Source organism: Williamsia sp. D3, from assembly GCF_000506245.1.
Taxonomy (GTDB): domain Bacteria; phylum Actinomycetota; class Actinomycetes; order Mycobacteriales; family Mycobacteriaceae; genus Williamsia; species Williamsia muralis.
Window position 1 is genome coordinate 20,255 of the sequence record NZ_AYTE01000006.1, and the last position, 23,253, is coordinate 43,507.

General features: G+C 66.0%; 22 protein-coding genes and 2 pseudogenes. 8 read left to right on the forward strand and 16 right to left on the reverse strand.

From position 1 onward, the window contains the following. Positions 1-69: 69 nt before the first annotated feature. Genes W823_RS35575 through W823_RS35590 form a run of 4 tightly spaced genes read right to left on the reverse strand, consistent with a single transcriptional unit; the run spans position 70 to position 1,699 of the window. Positions 70-507: a molybdenum cofactor biosynthesis protein MoaE gene (locus W823_RS35575; RefSeq protein WP_023955349.1), complete on the reverse strand. Its 438-nt coding sequence runs from the start codon at positions 505-507 to the stop codon at positions 70-72. Next, positions 507-1,001 carry a molybdenum cofactor biosynthesis protein B gene (locus W823_RS35580; RefSeq protein WP_023955351.1) on the reverse strand — a complete coding sequence of 165 codons (495 nt, stop codon included), beginning with the start codon at positions 999-1,001 and terminating at the stop codon, positions 507-509. Before W823_RS35580 ends, W823_RS35575 begins: the two co-directional genes overlap by 1 nt. Continuing rightward, on the reverse strand, positions 1,001-1,507 hold the full coding sequence (gene moaC / locus W823_RS35585; RefSeq protein ID WP_023955353.1) for a cyclic pyranopterin monophosphate synthase MoaC: 507 nt from the start codon (positions 1,505-1,507) through the stop codon (positions 1,001-1,003). Before moaC ends, W823_RS35580 begins: the two co-directional genes overlap by 1 nt. Before the next feature lie 3 nt (positions 1,508-1,510). Next, positions 1,511-1,699, reverse strand: a complete 189-nt coding sequence (locus tag W823_RS35590; RefSeq protein ID WP_023955355.1) for a hypothetical protein — start codon at positions 1,697-1,699, stop codon at positions 1,511-1,513. 6 nt (positions 1,700-1,705) lie between these two features. Here W823_RS35590 and W823_RS35595 point away from each other — a divergent pair, with 6 nt between their 5' ends. The 4 genes and pseudogenes from W823_RS35595 (at position 1,706) to W823_RS35610 (ending at position 8,028) form a co-directional block, all read left to right on the forward strand. Further along, positions 1,706-4,063, forward strand: a complete 2,358-nt coding sequence (locus W823_RS35595) for a helicase-associated domain-containing protein (protein WP_081729638.1) — start codon at positions 1,706-1,708, stop codon at positions 4,061-4,063. Between the two features lie 152 nt (positions 4,064-4,215). Then, a pseudogene (locus tag W823_RS35600) lies at positions 4,216-5,867 on the forward strand (DNA repair helicase XPB). A 119-nt stretch (positions 5,868-5,986) separates the two neighbouring features. Next, positions 5,987-6,844, forward strand: coding sequence for an RNA polymerase sigma factor SigJ (locus W823_RS35605; protein ID WP_023955359.1), 858 nt, complete (start codon positions 5,987-5,989; stop codon positions 6,842-6,844). 26 nt (positions 6,845-6,870) lie between these two features. Then, entirely contained in the window at positions 6,871-8,028 is a 1,158-nt protein-coding gene (locus W823_RS35610; RefSeq protein ID WP_023955361.1) for a pyridoxal phosphate-dependent aminotransferase, read from the forward strand. A gap of 33 nt (positions 8,029-8,061) precedes the next feature. Here W823_RS35610 and W823_RS35615 read toward each other — a convergent pair whose 3' ends face one another. Both W823_RS35615 and W823_RS35620 read right to left on the reverse strand, forming a co-directional pair. Beyond that, positions 8,062-9,075, reverse strand: coding sequence for a hemolysin family protein (locus W823_RS35615; protein WP_023955363.1), 1,014 nt, complete (start codon positions 9,073-9,075; stop codon positions 8,062-8,064). Continuing rightward, the gene (locus W823_RS35620; RefSeq protein WP_031331475.1) at positions 9,072-10,427 is read right to left on the reverse strand and encodes a hemolysin family protein; all 1,356 of its coding nucleotides are present in this window, start codon (positions 10,425-10,427) and stop codon (positions 9,072-9,074) included. Before W823_RS35620 ends, W823_RS35615 begins: the two co-directional genes overlap by 4 nt. Positions 10,428-10,638: 211 nt before the next feature. Between W823_RS35620 and W823_RS35625 the strand changes: the two genes are divergently transcribed. Further along, on the forward strand, positions 10,639-11,268 hold the full coding sequence (locus tag W823_RS35625) for an alpha-ketoglutarate-dependent dioxygenase AlkB (protein WP_023955367.1): 630 nt from the start codon (positions 10,639-10,641) through the stop codon (positions 11,266-11,268). A 6-nt stretch (positions 11,269-11,274) separates the two neighbouring features. Here W823_RS35625 and W823_RS35630 read toward each other — a convergent pair whose 3' ends face one another. Together W823_RS35630 and W823_RS35635 are read right to left on the reverse strand one after the other, a co-directional pair. After that, complete coding sequence (locus tag W823_RS35630) at positions 11,275-12,162, reverse strand: oxidoreductase (protein ID WP_023955369.1); 888 nt, start codon at positions 12,160-12,162, stop codon at positions 11,275-11,277. A 49-nt stretch (positions 12,163-12,211) separates the two neighbouring features. Continuing rightward, the gene (locus W823_RS35635) at positions 12,212-13,981 is read right to left on the reverse strand and encodes an adenylate/guanylate cyclase domain-containing protein (protein WP_023955371.1); all 1,770 of its coding nucleotides are present in this window, start codon (positions 13,979-13,981) and stop codon (positions 12,212-12,214) included. Positions 13,982-14,151: 170 nt separating this feature from the next. On the opposite strand from W823_RS35635, the gene W823_RS35640 reads away from it, so the two are divergent. Next, the gene (locus W823_RS35640; protein ID WP_152537988.1) at positions 14,152-14,709 is read left to right on the forward strand and encodes a TetR/AcrR family transcriptional regulator; all 558 of its coding nucleotides are present in this window, start codon (positions 14,152-14,154) and stop codon (positions 14,707-14,709) included. 205 nt (positions 14,710-14,914) lie between these two features. Here W823_RS35640 and W823_RS35645 read toward each other — a convergent pair whose 3' ends face one another. Continuing rightward, positions 14,915-15,466, reverse strand: coding sequence for a YceI family protein (locus W823_RS35645; protein WP_023955375.1), 552 nt, complete (start codon positions 15,464-15,466; stop codon positions 14,915-14,917). Positions 15,467-15,673: 207 nt separating this feature from the next. Between W823_RS35645 and W823_RS35650 the strand changes: the two genes are divergently transcribed. Both W823_RS35650 and W823_RS56305 read left to right on the forward strand, forming a co-directional pair. After that, positions 15,674-17,296 (forward strand): FAD-dependent monooxygenase, encoded by a 1,623-nt coding sequence (locus W823_RS35650; RefSeq protein WP_023955377.1) that lies wholly within the window; start codon positions 15,674-15,676, stop codon positions 17,294-17,296. A 50-nt stretch (positions 17,297-17,346) separates the two neighbouring features. Next, entirely contained in the window at positions 17,347-18,078 is a 732-nt protein-coding gene (locus W823_RS56305; protein WP_152537989.1) for a pentapeptide repeat-containing protein, read from the forward strand. A 1-nt stretch (position 18,079) separates the two neighbouring features. Here W823_RS56305 and W823_RS35660 read toward each other — a convergent pair whose 3' ends face one another. The 7 genes and pseudogenes from W823_RS35660 to W823_RS35690 form a co-directional block, all read right to left on the reverse strand. After that, the gene (locus tag W823_RS35660; protein WP_031331478.1) at positions 18,080-19,198 is read right to left on the reverse strand and encodes an XdhC/CoxI family protein; all 1,119 of its coding nucleotides are present in this window, start codon (positions 19,196-19,198) and stop codon (positions 18,080-18,082) included. 42 nt (positions 19,199-19,240) lie between these two features. Beyond that, complete coding sequence (locus W823_RS35665) at positions 19,241-20,470, reverse strand: PP2C family protein-serine/threonine phosphatase (RefSeq protein ID WP_023955383.1); 1,230 nt, start codon at positions 20,468-20,470, stop codon at positions 19,241-19,243. Then, positions 20,470-21,284 (reverse strand): annotated as a pseudogene (locus W823_RS35670) (alpha/beta fold hydrolase). Before W823_RS35670 ends, W823_RS35665 begins: the two are co-directional and overlap by 1 nt. Positions 21,285-21,421: 137 nt before the next feature. Beyond that, positions 21,422-21,970, reverse strand: a complete 549-nt coding sequence (locus tag W823_RS35675) for a DoxX family protein (protein WP_031331481.1) — start codon at positions 21,968-21,970, stop codon at positions 21,422-21,424. A gap of 87 nt (positions 21,971-22,057) precedes the next feature. Next, entirely contained in the window at positions 22,058-22,408 is a 351-nt protein-coding gene (locus tag W823_RS35680) for a nitroreductase/quinone reductase family protein (RefSeq protein WP_023955387.1), read from the reverse strand. 72 nt (positions 22,409-22,480) lie between these two features. Then, positions 22,481-22,843 (reverse strand): TraR/DksA C4-type zinc finger protein, encoded by a 363-nt coding sequence (locus tag W823_RS35685; RefSeq protein ID WP_023955389.1) that lies wholly within the window; start codon positions 22,841-22,843, stop codon positions 22,481-22,483. 119 nt (positions 22,844-22,962) lie between these two features. Continuing rightward, complete coding sequence (locus W823_RS35690; protein ID WP_023955391.1) at positions 22,963-23,214, reverse strand: hypothetical protein; 252 nt, start codon at positions 23,212-23,214, stop codon at positions 22,963-22,965. Positions 23,215-23,253 lie beyond the last annotated feature (39 nt).

Below are 23,253 nucleotides of genomic sequence, written 5' to 3' on the forward strand. Positions count from 1 at the left end.
TTCGGGCGAGCATTTGCCCACGTCGACCCCGCCCGAACCCACCAATTCTGGGCGGGTGGGGCACTCTGGTCAGGCGCAGCCAACCCATTCGTCGGTGCCGTCGGCGAAAACCTGGTGCTTCCACACCGGGAGTTGGGCCTTGACCTCGTCGACCAGCAGGGCGCAGGTGGCGAAAGCTGCCTGACGATGATCGGCCGCCACGGCCACCACCAGCGCCGCATCACCGATCGCCAACGGACCCACCCGGTGCGTCACAGCGACCGCACGTACGCCGTCGGCCCCGGCTGCGATCTCTGCCACGACCTTCTCTACGACCTCGCCGGCCGTCGGGTGCGCGCTGTAGTTCAGTGCGGTGACGTCGCGGCCGCCGTCGTGATTGCGTACCGCGCCGACAAAACTCACGATGGCCCCAGCTGTTCCGCCTGCCGCCTCCGCCGCGAGAGCCTCATGGTCGGAGGTGGACAGAGGCTCTTCGGTGACCACGGCACGGGCGACGATGGCAGCCATCAGTGGTCGCCTCCGTTGATCTGGTCCAGGGCGTGGGTGAGCACAGGTGCGAGAACTTCGAGGCCGTCACGGACACCGCCCGTGGAACCGGGCAGATTGACGATGAGGGTGCGGCCCGCGACACCGGCCGTGCCCCGCGACAGGACGGCCGTGGGAACTTTGGGCAACCCGCTGTTGCGGATGGCGTCGGCCAGACCGGGTATGTCGCGTTCGATGACCGCGGCGGTCTGTTCGGGGGTCTGATCGGTCGGGTTCAGACCGGTGCCACCGGTGGTGAGGACCAGAGCGGTCTCATCTCCGACTGCTGTTCGAAGTGCTGCGCCGACCTGGTCACCGTCGGGAACCACCACCGGGTCGTTCACCACGAACCCTCGGTCGCGCAACCATTCGACGATGATCGGCCCCGAGCGGTCGGCGTACACACCGCCGGCGGCGCGCGTCGACGCCACGACAACCACTGCAGTGCGGGGATCAGGAGTGCGGGGATCGGCCATCAGTGCCCACCGTCCCGGGTCCAGTGACCCTTCTTGCCGCCGGTCTTCTCCTGGAGGCAGATGTCGGTCATCTGCGCGCGCGGATCTACCGCCTTGACCATGTCGTGCAGGGTGAGTCCGGTCACCGCCACCGCAGTGAGGGCTTCCATCTCGACGCCGGTGCGGTCGGTGGTGACCGCGGTCGCGCGCACCTCGATGAAGTCGGTGCCGAGCTCGAAATCGACGCTCACGGTGCTGAGCGCGACCTGATGGCACAGCGGGATCAGCTCGGGTGTCTTCTTGGCGGCCATGATGCCGGCGATGCGGGCCGTTGCCAGCGCATCCCCTTTGGGCAACCCGCCCGTCGACAACAGCGAGATCACGTCGGCCGTGGTGCGAAAAACCCCGGTGGCCAGCGCTTTACGCGTGGTGACCGCCTTGCCGCCGACATCGACCATCTGCGCCGCCCCCGCCTCGTCGAGATGGCTGAGACGTCCTGGGCCGGGCCGGTCGGTCGGCGCGCTCACCGATCAGCGATTGACGGTGGTTCGCGGGTGAAGGTAAGGCAGGTCGTCGACCGGGAGCGGGAAGGTGACCTCACCGAACGGTGACAGAGCGCCGGAGACGTGCGCGGCGAACTCACTGACGGCGTGCTCACCCTCGGGAACCTCGGGCCAACCATTATCGACGTACTTCTTCTTTTCAGCCACGGGCGTCATTCTGCCATGAGTGGCCCGCATATCATCTACTGGATGAGCCCCGACCAGCCAATCAGTCTGGCCGACGAACTCGCCCGCCGCGACGACGACCAACTGCTCGATCTCCTGCAGTCCCGGCCGGATCTGGCCAGCCCTCCCCCACCCGGGGTCGAGGTGCTTGCGCAGCGCGCGATGTCGGCGGCCTCGATCAACCGATGTGGCGAAGACCTGGACCTGCTGGCGGTGGCGGTGCTCGAGACCATCGCGGCACTGGGTTCGCGATCCGAACAGGCCCGTGGGCTGTCGCCTGTGTCCACCGACGCCATCGTCGAGGCGCTGTCGGAGCGTGCCGCACCCGACGCGATCCGGGCGCGCATCGACAACCTCGTCGACCTCGCGCTGCTGTGGGGGCCGCCCGATGCGCTGGTCACCGGACCGCACATGGCTGCGGCGTGGCCGTGGCGTTCACGTCTTGCGACCGCCCCTGTCAACGCGTTGTCGCTCGCCGAAATCCGAGCAAAGATCGACGCCCTCGGCGACCGGGAGCGTGACTTGTTGTCCACCCTGGCGTCGGGACCCGGCCTGGGACGAACCCGTGACGCCGGTCTCGGACCCGACTCGGATCGGCCGGTCCCGAGATTGGTCCATCAGGGACTGCTCCTGGTTGTTGATGAGCAGACCGTCGAATTGCCGGTGGTGATCGGCCAGCTCATCCGCGGCGAGGATCCAGCCGAGCCATTCGAGCTGCGGCCGCCGGAGCTCTCCGGTGGCGGTGGACGCAAGGTCGGGCTGGCCGAGGTCGATGCCGCGGCCGGTGGCGAAGCGCTCGAGTTCCTGCGGCACAGCGCCGACGCCATCGAGACCCTCGGTGCCCACCCGGCGGCGGTTCTGCGCGCCGGTGGCATGGGCGTCCGGGAGATCCGTCGACTCGCCAAGGCCCTGTCCGTGGACGAGAAACGGGTCGGCCTGGTCATCGAGGTACTCGCCGGGCTCCGCCTCATCGATTCCGGATTCCCCGTGCCCGACCCGTCGGACGGTCTCGAACCGTCGTGGGCCCCGACCACGTCCGTCGACAGTTGGTCGCATCAGGCACCCGAGCGCCGATGGTTCTCCATCGCCTCGGGGTGGCTGGATCTGCACCGCAGGCCGTGGCAGATCGGCGGACGCACCCCGGACGGCACGTTGATCGGCGCGCTGGTCGGTGCGATGCCCGAAGGTGCTGCCCGCGCCGAGCGGCTTCTTGTGCTCCAGGCGCTGGCCGAGGCCAAACCCGGCGCCGACGTCACGCCGGTCGCCCTGGGCAGGCACATCGCGTGGCGCCATCCCCGGTGGCTTCGCCGCATGCCGCAGTCGACGATCATCGAAACACTGGCCGAGGCCCAGTCGCTGGGCCTGGTGGCTCACGGCGCTCTGACATCGGCGGGCCGCGAACTCATCGCAACCGGTACACCCGACGAGGTCGAGGCCGCGACGGTCGCGGCGATGGCCAAGTCCATCCCCGCTCCCATCGACTTCTTCCTGGCTCAGGCGGATCTGACCGTGACCGCCCCGGGACCGCTGACCCCGGAACTCGCCGCCGACCTGGCTCTGGTCGCAGATCTGGAGTCCGGTGGTGCGGCCTCGGTGTACCGGGTGTCGGAGTCGTCGGTTCGCCGCGCCCTCGACGCGGGCCGTACCGGAACCGAGCTGATGACACTGTTCACGTCCCACTCGAAGACCCCTGTGCCGCAATCACTCTCGTACCTCATCGACGATGTCGCGCGTAAGCACGGACAGCTGCGCGTCGGCGTCGCCAGTACGTTCATCCGTTGTGAGGACCCGACGACACTCGCGGCGGTACTCAATTCACCGGTGGCCGAACAGTTGTCGCTGCGGGCGCTGGCCCCGACCGTCGCAGTGTGCGACGACCCCATCATCGACGTCCTGGACATCCTGCGGGCGGGCGGATTCGCCCCGGCAGGCGAGGACTCGGCGGGTGAACTGGTGGACCTGCGTACGCGCGGGGCTCGGCTGCCTACCCCACGGGAACGACGCGCGTCGGCACGCAAGCCGTCGCTCAGCTCACCCGCTCGCGATCGGTTGGCTGCGGTGGTAACCCACATGCGATCACAGGACGCGGCGAACGCAGCCACGCTCACCGCGGCCGGAGCCGGAGGATCGTCGGTGACCGGTGGCGGACTGCCCGCGACCGCATTGCTGCAGACCGCGCTGGCGAACAAGCAGTCGGTACGCCTGGGGTACGTCAACGCCGAGGGCTTCGCGTCCAAGCATGTGGTCGTGCCCCGGATGATCGGCGCCGGCCAGGTGATCGCCCTGGACCCGGGCAGCAACGACGAACACCGGTTCTCACTTCACCGGATCACCAGCGTGGAGATCGTCGACTGATTCCGCGCGCGGCCACCACGGGCCGAGGCCGCCGGGAAGTTCGGCGGCCTGTTGACTGTTGATCACGAAGCGAGTTGCAACATGTAGCAGCTCTCGATCCCCCGGCCACCGCTCGTGGCACAAACTGCTGCTTCTGAGGAGAATGGTTCCTTGTGACTGACGGACCGTTGATCGTGCAATCGGACAAGACCCTTCTACTGGAGGTCGACCACCCCCAGCTGCCGAGGCGAGGGCCGCGATTGCGCCGTTCGCCGAGCTCGAGAGGGCTCCCGAGCACGTGCACACCTACCGGGTGACACCGCTCGCCTTGTGGAACGCTCGTGCCGCCGGGCACGACGCCGAGCAGGTGGTCGATGCGCTGGTCACATTCTCCCGTTACGCGGTGCCGCAGCCTTTGCTGATGGATGTCGTCGACACCATGGGCCGCTTCGGCCGGCTACAGCTGGTGAAGAGTCCGGTGCACGGATTGACCCTGGTCAGCTTCGACCGCGCGGTGCTGGTCGAGATCATGCGCAACAAGAAGGTGGCGCCGATGCTGGGCGCCCGGGTGGACGACGACACGGTCATCGTTCATCCGTCCGAGCGCGGCCGTCTCAAGCAGATCCTGCTGAAGGTGGGCTGGCCTGCCGAGGACCTCGCCGGGTATGTCGACGGCGAAGCCCACGAGATCAAACTGGACGAGAACGGCTGGGAGCTGCGTGACTACCAGCAGCTGGCTGCCGAGTCGTTCTGGGCGGGTGGTTCCGGTGTGGTTGTGCTGCCCTGTGGTGCAGGCAAGACCATGGTCGGTGCGGCCGCGATGGCCACGGCGCAGGCCACCACGCTGATCCTCGTCACCAACACGGTCGCCGGCAGGCAGTGGAAGCGCGAGCTCATCGCACGGACGTCGCTGACCGAAGAAGAGATCGGCGAGTACTCGGGTGAGCGCAAGGAGATCCGCCCTGTCACCATCGCCACCTATCAGGTGATGACCCGCAAATCCAAGGGCGAGTACCGCAATCTTGATCTGTTCGACTCCCGCGACTGGGGGCTGATCATCTATGACGAGGTCCACCTGCTGCCCGCGCCGGTGTTCCGGATGACGGCGGATCTGCAGTCGCGGCGCCGCCTCGGTCTCACCGCCACGCTGGTGCGTGAGGACGGCCGGGAAGGCGACGTCTTCAGTTTGATCGGGCCCAAGCGCTACGACGCGCCGTGGAAGGACATCGAGGCGCAGGGCTGGATCGCTCCCGCCGAGTGCATCGAGGTTCGGGTGACACTCACCGACAACGAGCGCCTCGAGTACGCGGTCGCCGAGCCGGAGGAGAAGTACAAACTCTGTTCGACGGCGCACACCAAGATCAATGTGGTGAAGTCGATCCTCGAGCAGCACAAGAACTCTCAGACACTGATCATCGGCGCCTACCTGGACCAGCTCGACGAACTCGGCGCTGCCCTCGACGCACCCGTGATCAAGGGGTCGACGAAGAACAAGGAGCGCGAGGAGTTGTTCGCGAAGTTCCGCACCGGCGAGATCCAGACGCTGGTGGTCTCGAAGGTCGCGAACTTCTCGATCGATCTCCCCGAGGCGTCCGTCGCGGTCCAGGTGTCGGGCACATTCGGTTCTCGCCAGGAAGAGGCTCAGCGGCTCGGGCGCTTGCTGCGCCCGAAGGCCGACGGTGGTCAAGCGCACTTCTACTCGGTGGTCTCGCGCGACACGGTCGACGCCGACTACGCTGCACACCGCCAGCGGTTCCTCGCCGAGCAGGGGTACGCGTACCGGATCACCGATGCCGACGATCTGCTCGGACCCGCCGTCGGCTGACGATCTTTGGGCTGACGATGTTTGGCCGGCGATCTGGGGGGGCGTGCATCGGCCGACGACGCGGGGGTGGAACCACCGGCAATGGGCATCTGACGATCGGCAAACTGTAAGCTGTCGAGGTGTCCACTGCGACGTTCGAGCGGAGTGACCCGCAGCTGTTGTCGGTCGGCTATCGGCTCACGGGCAGTGTTGTCGCTGCCCTCGGCATAGCGGCCGACGGCGGTTCCACCTCAGACCCGGCAGACCGCTTGGTCCGCACAGTGCGGGCCGCTCTCGCGGCACTGCAGGCGGTTGCGGTACGCAAACAGACCTACACCGGGCCGTGGCTTCCCGAACCCATTGTCCTCGAACCTGATTCGTTCGAGGACCCGCTGGCGTCGGCCGTGGCAGGCCACGGCGCACGCCTGGCCACGATGGTGGCCCTGGAAGCACTGTCCCCCACCACCCGCATCTCGTATGTTCTTCGGGATTGTTTCGGAACACACGCCGGACAGATCGCCGGCGCACTGGCCATCTCGGCCGACAAGGTCAACCGGCTCGCCGACAAGGGTGCCGAGCTGATGGCCGACACGCTGCAGCCCGACAGCATCGAAGACCACAACGAGGTGGTCGCGCAAGGCGTGCTCGCGTTGACGCTGGGCGACATGGAATCGCTTGCGGCACTTGCTCACCCGGATCTGACGTACTTTGCCGACAGCAACGGGGTCACGAGGTCGGCAACCGGCCCGATCGTCGGCTCGGCCACCGTCCTGCGACTTCTCTCCACCGTGATGACCCGGTACGGCAGCGAGATGACCCGCCACACGCGTCCCGTGCTGATCAACGGCGAGATGGGCCTGCTCACCGACGCCGGGATCCGTGAACAGAGTCCCCTGCATCGGCGGGTGACGGCGCTGGCCGTCAGCGGCGGCAAGATCGTCGCGGTGTACGACCTGTCGAATCCGGACAAGCTCACCGGGACACCACTCTTCCGATGACCAGCGAAACGAAGCCGGGAGCCCGCATGCGGACGGTCAAGCGCCTACAGCCGTTCTCGTCCACCATCTTCGCCGAGATGTCGCAGCTGGCGGCCGAGCACGATGCCATCAATCTCGGTCAGGGATTCCCGGACACCGACGGCCCGGCGGCGATGCTCGCCGCGGCACAAGAGGCCATCGCGACCGGCCAGAACCAGTATCCGCCCGGTCCAGGCATCCCGGCGCTGCGGGATGCGGTGGCCCAGCACCAACTCGATCACTATGGCCTGCAGTACGATCCGGCCACCGAGGTACTGATCACGGTCGGCGCCACCGAGGCGATCGCTGGAGCCATCATCGGGCTGGTCGAGCCCGGCGAACGGGTGGTGATGATCGAGCCGTATTACGACGCCTACGCCGCCGCGACAGCGATGGCCGGTGCTGAGCGGGTGACCATCCCTCTGATCACCGATGGCGACGGTTTTGCGCTCGACCACGATGCCCTTCATGCGGCCGTCACCCCCGAGACGGCCATGGTGGTGATCAACAGTCCGCACAACCCCACCGGCACAGTGCTTTCCGATGAGGATCTGAAGGCCATCGCCCAGGTATGCATCGACAACGACGTGCTGGTGCTGACCGACGAGGTCTACGAGCACCTGGTGTTCGACGGGCGGGTACACACTCCTCTGGCCACGCTGCCCGGGATGCGCGAGCGCACGTTGCGGGTGTCATCGGCAGGCAAGACCTTCAACGTCACCGGCTGGAAGGTCGGGTGGATCAGCGGTCCGGCCGAGTTGATCGCAGCTGCGCGAGCCGCCAAGCAGTTCATGAGTTTTGTCGGCAGCGGTCCGTTCCAACCGGCAATCGCCGTCGCCCTGGGCACGGAGATGGAATGGGTCCGGCGATCGTCGGCCGGGTTGCAGCGTAAGCGCGACCTCATCTCCGCCGCGCTGACGGACGTGGGCTTCGGGGTCCACCGCAGCGAGGGCACTTATTTCGTCTGCGCCGACCCCCGGCCGCTCGGCTACCACGACGGCGCCGAGTTCTGCCGCGATCTGCCTGCTCGCATCGGGGTGGCCGCGGTCCCGGTCAGCGCGTTCGTCGACCACCCCGAGCAGTGGACCCATCTGGTGCGGTTCGCGTTCGCCAAGGAAGACACCGTGATCGAACAGGCAGCCGAGCGCCTTCGCGCCCTGTCCTGACGGTCGAATGCCTGATCAGGCGCCGATTCGCGATCAGACGTCGGCGCCCACCGGCAGCAACCGCAGCAGCACATCGTTCACCGTGAGGATTCCCGGCTCACGGTTGTCGGCGTCGACGACCACCATCACGTGGTTGCTCTCGGCCTTGGCCCGCTGCAGCGCCTCGTAGACCGGGGTTGTCCCGGGCAGGGTCAGCACCGGGCGCATCAGCTCCAGAGCAGGACTGCTCTGCGGCACCCCGATGGTGTCGCGCACGTGGACCATTCCCTCCACCGTCTGGCGACCCCTGACCAGGATCCGCAGATGTCCACTGCCGGTGGCGGCTTGGCGAACCTGCGCCACGGTGGCATCGGCTCGCACACTCACCGGCTCGATGCCCGGCGTCAGCAGTTCCCCGATCGTCACGCTCTCCAACTCCAGGGCGGCCATCAACTGGCCGTGGTAGCGCTCGTCGAGCGTGCCGACCGTCGCCGAGTGCTCGACGAGGTGCCGTAGCGTCGCCGAGTCCTGCCCGGACTCGAGCTCGTCGACCGGTTCGACTCCCACCTTGGCCAAGAACCAGTTCGCCATGTGGTTGAGCGCCAACAAGATCGGCCGGGTGAGCACCATGAAACCCCTCATCGGCAAGGCGAGCAGCGTGGCCGATCGTTCGGGGTGAGCAATGGCCCATGACTTCGGTGCCATCTCACCCACAACCAGGTGCAGGAATGTGACGATGATGAGAGCCAGAACGAACCCGGCCACGTCGGCCAGCCACCGCGGGGCGCCCCAGTCATCGAACAGCGGGGTGAGCCAGTGATGCACAGCGGGTTTGGTCACCGCACCGAGGGCCAGGGTGCAGACGGTGATGCCCAACTGCGAACCCGCCAGCAACACCGACAGTTCGGAAGCGCTGCGCAGGGCAGCGCGGGCCGAGCGGCTGTCGGGTGCGGCGTCTTCCAGTCGGTGCCGGCGCGCGGCGATCAGTGCGAACTCGACGGCGACGAAGAAGGCACTCGCAGCGATCAACGCCACCGTGATGGCCAGGACAATCCATGGACTACTCATGAGTGGATCTCCGAACCGCTGATGGTCACCAGAAGCGATGACGGAACCCGGTTGTCGATGGCCAGCACCTGCGCCTTCAGAAGTCGCGGGGCCGGAGTCGACTCATCGACCAGGTCGGCCGGGTCGGGCGAAAGTGGGATGGCGACAACGTCGTTCACGGCGGGAAAGTCCGCGAAGTGGGAAACCACCAAACCCGAGAGCGTTTCGACATCGCCTTCCGGTATTCGATGTCCCACCAGGCGTTCCAGCTCGTCGAGGTGCACATCCCCGGCGATCGTCCAGCCGTCCTCGCGCGACCCGCTGATAGCGACGTGACCGTCGTCGTGTTCGTCGGCGATGTCACCCACCAGTTCTTCGGCGATGTCCTCGAGGGTGATCACTCCGGCGAATCCGCCGTACTCATCCACCACGAGTGCCATCTCCGCCGATGCGCCCACCAATCGCGAAACCACCTGCGGCAGAGGAAGACTGGTGGGTACGATCACCGCTTCGCGCATGCAGGACGCAGCGTCGGCACCGTCCGGCTGCGCCGACAGCAGGTCATGTAGATCGATCACACCCAGCAGATCATCGGAAGTCGTACCGACCACGGGATAACGCGTGTGGCCGGTCCCCATCGTTGTCAGCACCTGCGTCACCGGGGTGTCGGCACGCACGGTGTCCACCCGGGCGCGCGGCACCATCGCGTGTTCGGCGGTGCGATCGGGGAAGTCGAGGATCCGGTCCAGCAGCGCGGAGAGTTCCGCGGGCAACTCGCCGGCATCGCGAGACCTGGCGACGATGTGCTCGAGATCGCGAGCGGTCGCCGAGTGCTCAACGTCGTGCACCGGTTCGATGCGCAGGGCTCGCAGCAACAGGTTCGACGACTGGTCGAACAACCAGATCAGCCAGCCGAAGAGCGAGAGATAGATGGTGGTCGACAGCGCGAGCCGGCGCGCGACGGGTTCGGGGCGCGCGATCGCGAGGTTCTTCGGGAACAGCTCGCCGAAGAGCATCTGGACGAAGGTCGAGAACACCACCGCGACGACCGCCCCGACGGCGATACCTACGCCGGTGGGGATGCCGACACCGCCGAGCAATTCACCCAATCCCCGGCCGATGAGCGGTTCGGCGACATAGCCGACCAGCAGGCCGGTCACGGTGATCCCGAGCTGCGCCCCGGACAACATGAATGATGTGCGCCGGGTGACCTCGAGCGCGCGGGCAGCACCCGCATCACCTGCCTCGGCCCGGGCCTTGAGACGGGATCGGTCAACCGACATGAAAGCGAACTCTAGGGCAACAAAATAGCCGGTCATCGCGGTGATGAGCAGGACGACGCCGACACCGAGAGCGATGGTCAGGACAATCAACGCCGGGTCAGCCCCGCTCGCGGTTGTTCGCTGGTGATGCTGGTGATGCTGGACGAAGATGGGCGCGATGCGCTCGACATGACTCTTTCTGGCAGATGGCACGTTCGTCGGCGACGAACCGTCGTTGGTAAAGAGTTACTTTACCTAAGGTCCGACAGTCTCGCCAAACATTTTATTCGCACGCGTGTTCGATACGAGTTATCCTGAAACCATGAATGCCGGTCGCCAGGCCTCGCTGTTCGAGGAAGTATCCACGGACCCGGCGCTGTCGGAGCTGGGAAGCGCAGTGGTCAGGCGCCCGCTCACCCACGGCGCCTGGGTGGACCTGCGGCCCGGCTGGATAGTCGGCGCGGACGAACTGTTCAACCGCCTGTCTGCCGACGTGCCCTGGCGCGACGAGCGGCGCACGATGTACGACCGAGTACTCGATGTGCCCCGTCTGCTGTGCCACTACGGGGAACATGCGCCACTGCCGCATCCCCTCTTGGACAGATGTCGCGACGCCCTCGGCCATCATTACCGCCGCGAGCTACCCGAGGGGTTCGCCACTGCCGGACTCTGCCTGTACCGCAACGGAAACGACAGCGTGGCCTGGCATGGAGACAAGATCGGCCGGGGAAAGACCGAGGACACGATGGTCGCCATCGTGTCCCTCGGCTCACCCCGGCCGCTCCTGTTACGTCCGGTCGGCGGCGGCGCTTCGTTGAAGTTCACCGTCGGCCACGGCGACCTGCTCGTCATGGGCGGCAGCTGCCAGCGCACGTGGGAGCACGCGGTGCCCAAGACCACCGGTGTGGGGCCCCGCGTCAGCGTGCAGTTCCGGCCGCGCGGTGTGCTGTGAGCTCGACTACCGCGAAACCTGCTCGAACGAGTACTCGACCCCGGTGAGTGATTCGGACAGGTCCCACAGCCCGGCTGCCATCAGCTCATCGTGTGATCGCTTGTTCGACTTGGCGGGGCCGGGTGCTCCGCGCATCCCGCCCAACTGGGTCGGGCCATAGAAGGCACCCGAACGCGCCTGCGGTGACGTTGCCGCATACAGCTGCGGAAGTGCGCCGTCGGCAGCGGACTGGGCGACGTACGAGCCACCCAGCGCCATCACGCGATCCCAGATCGACTCTGTGTGCGACTGCAACTCCGTCGACGCATAACCGGGGTGCGCCACAATTGATTTCACGTGCGAGCCCACCGCCGTGAGACGCTTGGCCAACTCATACCCGAACAGCAGGTTGGCCAGTTTGGACTGACCGTAGGCCGGCCACCGCGAGTACCGACGCTGGCGGTAGTTGGGGTCTTCGAGATTCATCTTGCCGATCTGGTGCATGGACGACGACAACGTCACCACCCGATCGGACACCTTGGGCAAGAGCAGACCGGTGAGCGCGAAGTGCCCGAGATGATTTGTGCCGAACTGCATTTCGAAACCATCCGCGGTGCGCCCCTGCGGGACTGCCATCACGCCGGCGTTGTTGATCAGCACGTCGACCGGGCCCGTCCGCTCGGCGCATGCGCGGACCGAGTCCAGGCTCGCCAGGTCGAGTTCGGTGATCGTCGCGTTGTCGCCGATCCGCGCGGCGACCGGCTCCGCCTTGGCGACGTTGCGGCAGGCGAGGATCACCTGCGCACCCGCTGCGCCCAACGCGAGTGCGCTCTGCTCACCGAGCCCGCTGTTCGCTCCGGTGATGAAGAATGTTCGTCCGGTTTGGTCAGGAATATCCGATGTGTTCCAGCTCATTCTCACAACCTACCTTCGTTCGGGTCCCGCTCGGTTAGTTCGAAACATCTCATCGTCGGGGACGCAGCCCCAGCACCGTCGCCGGTATCTTCAGTGCACCCTCGACCAGTGTCCGGAGGTTCCACTCTTCCGAATCCTTCGCCAGGGCAACGGTGTACAGCTTGGTGGGCTCCGCGCGCCCACGCAGCACCAGCGACCCGATCGAGTGCCACTCTCCCTCCTCGACCTCGGACGCCGCAAGCGCCGAACCACTCGCCAGCACGTGTGAACGCACTGATTTGGCGGCCTCGGACAGTCGTGCCGATTCGTTGACGGCGTCCCCCACCACGGTGTACTCGTACCGCGTGGTCGCGCCGATGTTGCCGGCAAACACCACACCTGCCGAGACACCGATCGAAAACCGCAGTGGCCGCAGTACTTCGAGCTCGGAATGCAGATCGCGCGCCGCGGCGAGCGCGGCTCCTGCCGGGTCGTCCACGGTGCTGGGCGCCCCGAAGATCGCCAGCGCCGCATCACCCTCGAACTTGTTGATGAAGCCGCTGTGCCGATCGACCACATCGGCGACGATCGCGAAGAAACTGTTCAAGATGGCCGCCACGGTGTCCGGGGCTTCGCGTTCAGCGAGCCGGGTGGAGCCCTGGATGTCGACGAAAAGGACTCCGACAAAGGTGTTCTCGCCATGGAAGCCGTCGCCGCGTTCCATCGCGAGCTTGGCCACACCGTCGCCCACATGTCGCTCGAAGAGTTCGCGGATCTGCTCGCGCTCGGCGAGTCCACTGACCATGTCGTTGAATCCCTGCTGCAGGATGCCGAGTTCGGAGGAGTCGTAGACGTCGAGGACGGGATACGTGTGCGCCACCTGCACCTCCTCCATACCCACGCGGATCTCACGCAGCGGGTCGGTGATGGACCGCGACACCAAGAACGTGGCGCGGATGCCGCCGAGGAGACAGAACGTCGCCAGCACGACGGTGGGGGCGTCCAGTACATAGCGATTCTCGGGCAACCAACCCGTCGCGCGGCCCACGTTGATGGCGATGATGCCCAGCAAGGGCACCGCGGAGAACACGATCCACACGGCGAGAAGCCGTTCGCGGACGCCCAGCAGCGACCCGGCAAGAACTCCATCACGCATCGCGATGGCGACGATCGGTCGCGAAACACGTTCGACGAGAAGGTAGGTGAGACAACCGGCAGATGTTCCCGCCATCAGGAACGCTGAGCCGAACACCACGAACTCGACCGCGGTACCGCCCAGTCCGAAAGGAATGTAGATGACGGCCCCGGTCGTCCAGGTGACCAGAGCGGCTCCCGCCTGCTGCAACGGCATCATCTGGATCGATCGTCGCCGGACGGGCGAGGCCGCAACGGCCTTGGTGAACCACATCAACTGCGGATACACCAGGTAGGCGCTCAGGCTCCCACCGATGAGAAGGGCGCCGACCACGGAGGCGATGATGACCGGAACATTCGACGTGTCGACCATCCCCCACACACTCAACTCGCCGCCGGTCATCACCAGTCGCACCATGACGACCATCTCGATGGCCGCGAAGGTGTTGCTGGCCACCAGGCCGAGACCGGCCAGGATCAGGAATCGGTTCGCAACGTGCCGCCGGCTGGCCGGGCCGTCCTGACTGGGGTCGGGTACCCCGATCAGGAACTCGTCGATCCGTCGAACCGCACGTGACGCGCCGACGAGCGGTGAAGTGGTGGCGTGAGCTCGGGCGATGCGGCTGCGACGCGACAACTTGGCCACTGCGGCACGCTTGCCGGAGACACCACTGAGCAGCGATCGCCAGCCGATCGGGTGCGCCATTGTCGGATTCCGCCTTCTCTCGCCGCTGATCATGCCCCCGGACGTGGCCAGATCGCGATCGAAGTCTTGGCTGAGTATACATAGCGCAACTCGAGTTGCGTTAGAGTCGATCAGTGACCCAGTCCAGTTCGCCGAAGCGGCCAGTGCGCTCCCATCGTCGGGGTGCGGCGGTGCGCGACGGGGTCATGTCGGCGGCGGTGCACGAGTTGCTCAACGTCGGGTTCGACGGGCTCACCATCGCGCAGGTGGCCGACCGCGCAGGCGTGCACGTCACATCGGTGTACCGACGGTGGAAGACCAAGGAGCAATTGGTCACCGACGCGCTGATCAACCATCTCGACCCATCGATACCGGCGCCCGACACCGGTTCGCTACGGGGCGACCTGATCGCGATGTGTGCCGACCTCAACGTGTCGCTCACCAGCCCACAGATGAAGGCATTGCTGAGATTGTCTGCGATGCCCGTGGAGATAGATCCCCTCGGCGACGCCCGGCGGCGCATCATCGACGCCAGGACCGAGGCACTCAAGACGGTCTTCACGCGAGCCGTCGACCGCGGCGAGCTCAGTGCGGACAATCAGCCCGACTACTCCATCGCTGTCGAGGTGATCCATGCGCCGATCTACGCGCGGGTATTGCTCAACCGCGAGCCGGTGACCGGCGACTTCGTGGCCTCACTGGTCGACATGCTGCTGACCGGACTCGGCGGGACGCGCTCCCCCACATGAAATTCGCCCACATGGAATTCGCGCCGCCTGCCTGCGATCGCTCCTGTTGTAACGGGCGCGTACGCCGGCGCGCGGCGCGAATTTGACGAGGGCGGGGGCCTACAACGGCCCACACAACGCCGAACGGCGGCCGCGTCACCGGGTTCATCCGGTCGCGGCCGCCGTGGCGGATGCTGATCAGCGGGATCAGGCAGGCGAGGTGAGGTCAGGCTGCGGCTTTGCCGGCCTCGATCTCGAGGGTGATGGTGATCTTGTCGCCGACGACGGTGCCGCCGGTTTCAAGGGGCATGTCGATGTCGATGCCGAAGTCCTTGCGATTGAGCACAACCGAGGCCTCGAAGCCTGCGACAGGGCCGTTGCCCATGCCGGGGTTCACGCCGTTGAACTCGAGCTTGAGGGTGACGGGCTTGGTCACACCGTGGAGGGTGAAGTCGCCCTCGAGCAGGTAGTCGCCGCCGTCGGGCTTCACCGAGGTGGAGGCGAAGGTGGCGGTCGGGTACTTCTCGACCTCGAAGAAGTCAGCAGACTTGATGTGTCCGTCGCGCTGTTCGTTGCCGGTGTTGATCGAGTTGACGTCGATCTCGGCGGTGACGGCAGGGTTGCCGTTCTCGTCGACCGTGATGGCGCCGGAGAAGTTCTCGAACTTGCCGCGAACCTTGCTCACCATGAGGTGACGTACGGAGAAGTTGACGGCCGAGTGAACCGGGTCGATGGTCCAGGTGCCGGTCTCGAGTGCGTTGTTTACTGCAGTGCTCATTGTGGTCTCCCTTGTCGAGCTGTGGTTTCGCCTACGTGAAGTGTAAACGGACCTCGGTCCGAATAATTCCCGAGTCCACACTCGGGCCATACCGAGGTTTACTGAACTGCGGTTATCCACCGCAGATGTGACCGGAACCACACTGCGTCAGACGGAATTGCCGCATAATTCGGTGCATTCAGGCGGCTCGAGAACAGGTGGTTACCCATGGCCGAGACGGACGTCCTCATCGCGGGCGCAGGACCGATCGGCCTCACCGCCGCGATCGAACTGAGACGGCGCGGCGTGCGGTGCCGCATCGTCGATCCGCTGCTCCAACCCCCGCAGTACGCGAAAGCGGTGGGCGTCCAGCCGCGCACCCTGGAGGTCTTCGAAGGGATGGGTGTGCTGCGCCAGGTCCTGGACACGGCCACCCAGATGCGTGGCCAGATCGTGTACGTCAACGGCGAACGCGTCAGCCAACTGGAACTGACACTGCCCGACGACATCCCTTTTGGATTCACCGCTATTCCCCAGTACGACACCGAGCGCATCCTGCGCGACCGGCTGGCGGCCCTCGACGTCCCGATCGAGCGAGGCATTCGTCTGACCGGTTTCGAGCAGGACGCCGACGGTGTCCGGGCGACATTGGCCGGCGATGACGGCGAGCAGACGGTGCACGCGCGTTATCTCATCGGCTGCGACGGCGCGCACAGCATCACCCGCAAGACCCTGGGTCTGACGTTCGAGGGCGCGGCGTTTGACGAGCAGTACATGCTCGGTGATGTCGAGGTCGATTGGGATCAGCCGGCCGGATTCGGCATCCGGTCCATGCATCAGACCGACGGTGTCACCGACGACCTCCTCGTGTGCATCCCGCTGCCCGGCCGCGGCCGCTATCGCATGTCGATGCTGGTGCCCGACGAACTCACGGCGAAGAACACGACCCCCGAGCCCGGCGCAATCGCGCACGGTTTCGAAGCCGGTCGACCGCCCGAACTGCACCACATCCAGGAGGTCCTGGACCGGCTTGCGCCCGAGCCCACCCGCGCCACGAACCTTCGGTGGTCGTCGGTGTTCCGCATCAGTCATCGCATCGTCGATTCGTATGGCACACAGCGGGTTTTCGTCGCGGGCGACGCCGCGCACATCCATCCTCCGACCGGCGCGCAGGGCATGAACACCGGCATCCAGGATGCCCACAATCTGGCCTGGAAGATCGCCTTGGCCGTCGCCGGGCATGCATCGCCCGACCTGCTCGCCAGTTACGACGCCGAGCGTCGTCCGATCGGCGAGGAGGTGGTCGGGAGAACCGTGCGCAGCGCCCGCGAGGGCATCGGCGCCGACTCCGACGACCTGACCCACATCATCAAACGTGAGGCCCAGCTCCTCATCGACTACGCCGCCAGCCCGATCCTCGGAGACGCCCCGGCCGGGCGGGCCCTCGTCGCTGCAGGTCTGCGGGCGCCCGACTCCACCGGCCTCACCCGACCGGCCGTCAGCGGTTCCTTCCGACTGTTCTCGCTTCTCGATCGCCTCCGGCACACCGCAATCCTGTACGTGGACAACATCTCCGGCGTCGACGACCTCACAGCGCTGGAAGATGTCGCGGCAACTGCGGCCGGTGCAGCCCACGACCTGCTCGACACCTATCTGGTGGTTGCCCCGGGAGTCGATCCCGGGCCGAGCCTGCTGCCCGTCATCACCGATTCCGATGGAATGTTCGCCGCGGCGTACGGCCCGGGCGAGCGGTCCCTGTACGTCATCCGCCCCGACGGGTACCTCGGATACGCCGAGCGCGGCATCGACGCCGGTGCAGTGGTGGACCACCTGAAGAAGACCTTCAGCTGACTCGTTCGTGTTGTCCCGCCGAGACGGGCTGCGTACGCGATGATGAATTGGTGATCGCGCAAACTCCTGCTGACGGATCAGGACCCCGGTGGTGGGTCAGAGACGTGGTCGTGGCCGGGGTGGTCGCGGTATTCGTCAGTGTCGCCACGATGATCGGCCAGAAGATCATCGACGACGTGCGCGCCGACCGTGACCACGAGATCTCGGACCGACAGAGTCAGCGTGCCGAGCGCCTGGAGAATCTCCGCTTCATCCGCGGTCGGTCCAATGCCGACCCCTCTGTGGAGCGGCCGTTCTACGGACTGGATCTCGCCGGATTGAGCCTGAGCGGACTGGACTTACCCGGCGCGAACTTCAGCGAAGCCGACCTCCACGGATGCGACCTGCTCTCGACCAATCTGCAAGGGGCCAACCTCTCCTACGCGAACCTCGCCGACACCATTCTGTTGGGAGTTGATCTCCGTGATGCCAATCTGGTCGGCGCGCAGTTCACCGACGTCACCATCGACAACGAGGTGGCCGCCAACCCGGCGCCCGGTCAGGCAGGCCAACTGACCAGTTTCGCCGGCGCCGCCCTTCAAGCGGTCGACTTCAGCGGGGCCGTTCTGTGGGACGTCAGTTTTGCCGGCCACGACCTCAGCCACGCGAAGTTCGCCGGCGCAACACTTTTCGGGGTGGACTTCACCGGCGCCAACCTCACCGATGCTCATTTCGACGAGGTGAAATATGACGGCGCCACCTCGTGGCCAGAGGGTTTCACCCCGCCACCGAGCACCGACTGACTCACTCGTGGTGGATACGGCCGTCGGTCTGTGACAGTGGCCGGCCCGCGCCGCCCCAGCGGCGGGCGATGATCTCGGCGGCAATCGAGACCGCCGTCTCTTCCGGGGTGCGAGCTCCCAGATCGAGACCGATGGGGCTGGCGAGCCGACTCAGTTCGTCGTCGGTGAGTCCGGCGGCCCGCAAGCGCTCGACCCGGTCGTCGTGGGTGCGGCGCGACCCCATGGCACCGATGTACCCGACGTCCGGTATGCGCAAGGCGACCTCGAGTAGCGGCACGTCGAACTTCGGGTCGTGGGTGAGAACGCAGATGACACTGCGCGAATCGAGTGCATCGGCCTCCACCTGCGCGGCGAGATACCGATGCGGCCATTCGACGATCACCTCATCAGCGGTCGGGAATCGTGCGGACGTGGCGAACACCGACCGCGCGTCACAGACGGTGACGCGATACCCGAGAAACGAACCCTGCTCCGCGACAGCCGCAGCGAAGTCGATGGCGCCGAACACCAGCATCCTCGGCCGCGGTGCGTGGCTGGAGACGAACACCGACATACCTTCGCCGCGGCGCTGACCGTCGGGGCCGTAGGTCAAGACCTCACTGCGTCCGGCAGCAAGCAGTCCGCGTGCGTCGTCGACAACAGCGCTGTCCATCCGGTCCGATCCCAGTGTGCCGCTGACCTTCCCCGGCGTGATGATCAGCCGGCGGCCCACTTCCTCGGTGTCGGTGTGGTCGATCACGGTCGCAACAGCCACGGGCCGATGATGTTCGATGTGGTCGGCGACGTCGCCGAGTTCGGGAAACGTGTGCTGTGAGATGGCTTCGGCGAAGATGTCGATCACGCCGCCGCACGTCAGGCCCACCGCAAACGCGTCGTCGTCGGAGATCCCGTAGCGCTGCAGCACAGGGATGCCGGTGCGCGTCGAGTCGATTGCGAGTTCGTACACGGCGCCTTCCACACATCCACCCGACACCGAACCGCTCACCGTTCCGTCCGATGCGACCACCATCGAGGCGCCTGGCGGTCGCGGCGCCGAACGGAAGGTCCGCACAACGGTTCCCGCACCGGCCGTCCCGCCCGAACGCCAGATCTTCATCAGGTCAGTCAGCACATCTTGCATGTTCACCTTCATCACCGCCGAGGTCGTGGACAATTCCAACCATCAGGTCGATGTGTTCTCCCGTGGCACGCCCAGCGCCATGACCGCGGTGTCGTCTTCCAGACCGGTTCCGAAGCTCGCCAGCAGTTCACGCAGATCATCGACGATCTGTTCGGCGGTGGTCGGTGTGTGCGCTGCCGCGAACTCGATCAGCGCACCGTCGTCGTCGTACCGCTCTGTGCCAGGCCCGATTCGGGCCTCGGTCAGCCCGTCCGTGTAGAGCACGAGGGTGTCGCCGGCCGACAGGTGCACCCGTTTGGAGACGAACTTGGGGTCGCGGAGGATGCCGACGAATTGGCCTCCCGCGGTGCTGATGTACTCCGCCTCCCCGTCCGCGGTGAGCAACAGCGCCGGAGGATGTCCGCCGCTGGCGAGGTGGACGTCGAACCCGTCGTCGCGACGGGTCAGAACACCGAAAACAACTGTGCAGAAACGTGGTTCATCACCGTGGTAGTTCGAGTGCAGTACCGCGTCGAGGTTGTGCAGCACGGCAACGGGGTCATCGTCGAACACCGCAGCCGACCGCAACGTGTACCGGGTCAACGATGTGACCGCCGCCGCGGTCGCCCCCTTGCCGCATACATCTCCGAGGAAGAATCCCCACTTGTGGTCGGGCAGGGCGAACAGGTCGTAGAAGTCGCCGCCGACATCGTCGGTGGACGCAGGGTGGTAGTAGGCCGCCGCATCCATGCCGGCGGGCGGGGTGAGCGACGGCGGCAGAAGCGAACGTTGCAGGGTCGAGGCGAGTACCTGGACACGGGCCCGTTCGTGCTCTGCCATACGCCGTTCTTCGAGCAGCTGCTTCTCGTACGTCCTGCGGTCGCGGGCATCCTGCAGGGTGATGCGTACCAGCACCACCGACCCCGAGGCGTCGGTCTTGACGTTGGCGGTGACGAAGACGGGAAGGCGTTCACCCTGCGCCGCAACAAGGTCCACAGTGATCCCGCTGAGCTCGCCTTCGAGCTGCAGCAAGGGCGCGAAGTGGGTTTCGTAGTGGATTCGACCGCCTGCGGTGAGCAGATCGGTGAACGGCTCATCGAGCAACGCGTCCCGCTCGAATCCGAGCCACGAAGCGAGCGTGGCGTTGATCCGAGCGATGCGGCCGTCGGGCCATGTCGACAGGTAACCGCAGGGCGCGTTCTCGTAGAGATCTTCGAGGTTCTCTTCGAGGATGTCCGCGTGCGTGATGGAACGGCTGCTTGGTTGCCGGAACTCGCCTGGATCCCGCTGCATCAGCGGTGGCCGGCAAACGCGGTGATTGCCTCCGTGGTGGCCTCGGGCGCACTGAGTTGAGGACAATGCCCGCTGGCGTCGAGTGTCACCAGTCACTCCCGTCGATGCGTTCGTGAACATAGGCGCCGACGTGGCGCGGGGCCAGCGAATCCCTGGCGCACTCGATGACTAGGGTTGGGATGGTCACCCGCGCGAGGTCCTCACGGTTGTCGGACAGGAAGGTGGTGCGCGCGAAGACAAGCGCCTTGGCCGGATCGGTGCGGCAGAAGCTCTCGGTCAGCTCGCCGCCGAGCTGGGGCCGATCGGGATTGCCCATGATGTTCGGGGCCATGGTCTGCGACCACCCGAGGTAGTTGGCCTCCAGCGACTCGAGCAGTTCATCGATGTCGGCCCGCGTGAAACCGCCCCGGTAGCCGTCGGAGTCGTCGTCGACATACCGCGGCGAAGGAGTGAGCAGCACGAGTTTGGCGAACCTGCTCGGATCGGCCGCGACGGCGAGGACACCGATCATCGAAGCGACCGAGTGGCCGACGAACACGACGTCGTGCAGGTCGAGACCCTCGACCAGGGCGAGGACGTCTTCGGCGTAGGCATCGAGCGTGGAATAGCGCTTGGCGTCCCACGCCGAGGGGTCCGAGGCCCCGGCCCCGACATGGTCGAAGAGCACAACGCGGTAGTCCGCGATCAGTCGTTCGGTGACCAACCTCCACAGATTCTGGTCACATCCGAAACCGTGGGCCAACACGATCGTCGGGCCACCGTCCCGCCCGACGATCTTCACATTGTTCTTGGCACGCACATCCACGTCCCACATCTTCTCATCCGGCACACCGATCGTGGTGTCGCAAGTGCCGGAAACGTGCCCACCCACACCTGCGCGCCGGTCGTGTCGCCGACGTCGAGACCCGACGCCGACGACACCGACGCGACCCGGAGACGAGCTGGACGCGACTAAGCGGTCTCGGTGGAATCCGCTGCCGCGGACGCCTGCGCAAGCGCCTTCTGACGTCGTGCCACCACATATCCCGCTCCGGCGCCCGCAGCCGCCAAGGCGCCGATGGCCACTCGGCTGGTGTTGAGGCGATGCCCGAGAGCGGCGTCTACGGAGTACTTGCCGGGTCCGGTCAGAGCCAGCGCTGCGGCGGCAAGGCCCAGCGTGGCCGGGTATTCGTAGCCGCCTGCGGTTGCGAAGAAGCCGGCCGGTTTGTGCACCGAGGCCGCGCCGATCATCGCGCCGACAGCACCGGCGGCGGCCACCGGGGTGGCAGCTCCGAGTGCGATGAGCGCTCCCCCGGCTTCGCTGATACCCGCGACGGCCGCAGAGGGCTTGGCCGGCTTGAACCCCATCCCGCCGAACGCGCCGGCGGTGGCGTCGAGGCCGTGACCGCCGAACCAGCCGAAGAGTTTCTGGGTGCCATGGGCGAATAAGGTGCCGCCCACGCCGACTCGCAGTGCCAACAGACCGATGTCCAAGGTGGACCGTTTTTGTGCAGATACCATGGTTTTGTCTCCTAACGACACCGAAACGATACTCCGGTCCGTTTAGGGCGAGGCGCGACCACCCCCTGACATCCGGGGGCGCCGGCGTCAGGCGATCTGAGCGTCGAGCGTCACCTTCACCGACACCTGGCCGCGATCGTTACGCCGACTGACCGCGTGTCCGGTTCGTTCCGCGCCGTGAAGCGTCACCGTCACAGGCCCGCCCTCGCCGGAGAAGTTCCGCCACCAGTTCTTCTTGTCGGGGAGCGCAACGCCGATGAGCAGCTCGTCACCCCGCTGCTTGTAGCTCACCGGCAGACTGAAGGTCTTTCCCGATTTGCGGCCCGTGTAGGTGAGCATCAGCATTGATCCGCCGGCGACTTTGTCAACCCCGGGCGCCTTCATCGCCGCGACGACAACTTTGTTGACCGCACCGGCGACCTTCTGAAATGTGTTCACGTCCGTACCTCTTCTCGATCGGTCATGGTGTCCGATCTCACCGTAATCACCCTGACCCGCGACGGCCCTGATTCACCACTGCCTCGATTGGGACCGCGATGCGCAGGTGATGCACAGCCGGGCTGCGGGGAGGGCTTCGAGCCGGGCTTCGCCGATCTCGTTCCCGCACTGTTCGCAGATGCCGTAGGTTCCGAGTCCGAGCCGCGCCATCGCGGCATCGATCTCCGTCAGGCGCGCCTTCGAGCGGGCCACCTGAGCAACCAGTTGTCCGCGTTCGAACGCGAGGGTGGAACCTTCCGGATCATGTTCGTCGTCGGAACTGGCGTCGGCGCCGGCCTCCACCACCGACCGCAGCCGTGCCGACATGGTCTCGATCAGCGCCAGCGTCGCCGCCCGTTCGTCGACCAGGGCCTTGCGATCGAGGTCGTGGTTCATGCTGCGATGGTACGGATCTCCACTGACATCGGTGCATATTGCCCGGTCGCGACGAGCACCCACACAAACGTCCGGCCCTGCACCGTCGGTACAGGGCCGGACGTCTCGCCTGGCGAACCCTACTTCTTGAGCAACGACGCCAGGTGGGTCGCCGACTTGAGACCCAGACGTGGCTCCGCCCTGCGGATTTCAGCGATCGCCTCGACCTGCTTGTCCGCCGGGATCCCAGCGTTGTTCAGCACGCCCTGCGCCCATGTGGTCGCGCGAGCGATCGCTTGTGGGTCGTCGGCGCTTTGATGTTCGCCGAAGGTCGCGACAATCTCTTCTCGGGGGTTGCGATGGTCACCGACGATCAAGTCCTTGAACGACATCGTGTTTCTCCTTTCGGTTCCCCGACATGCGATTTGCAC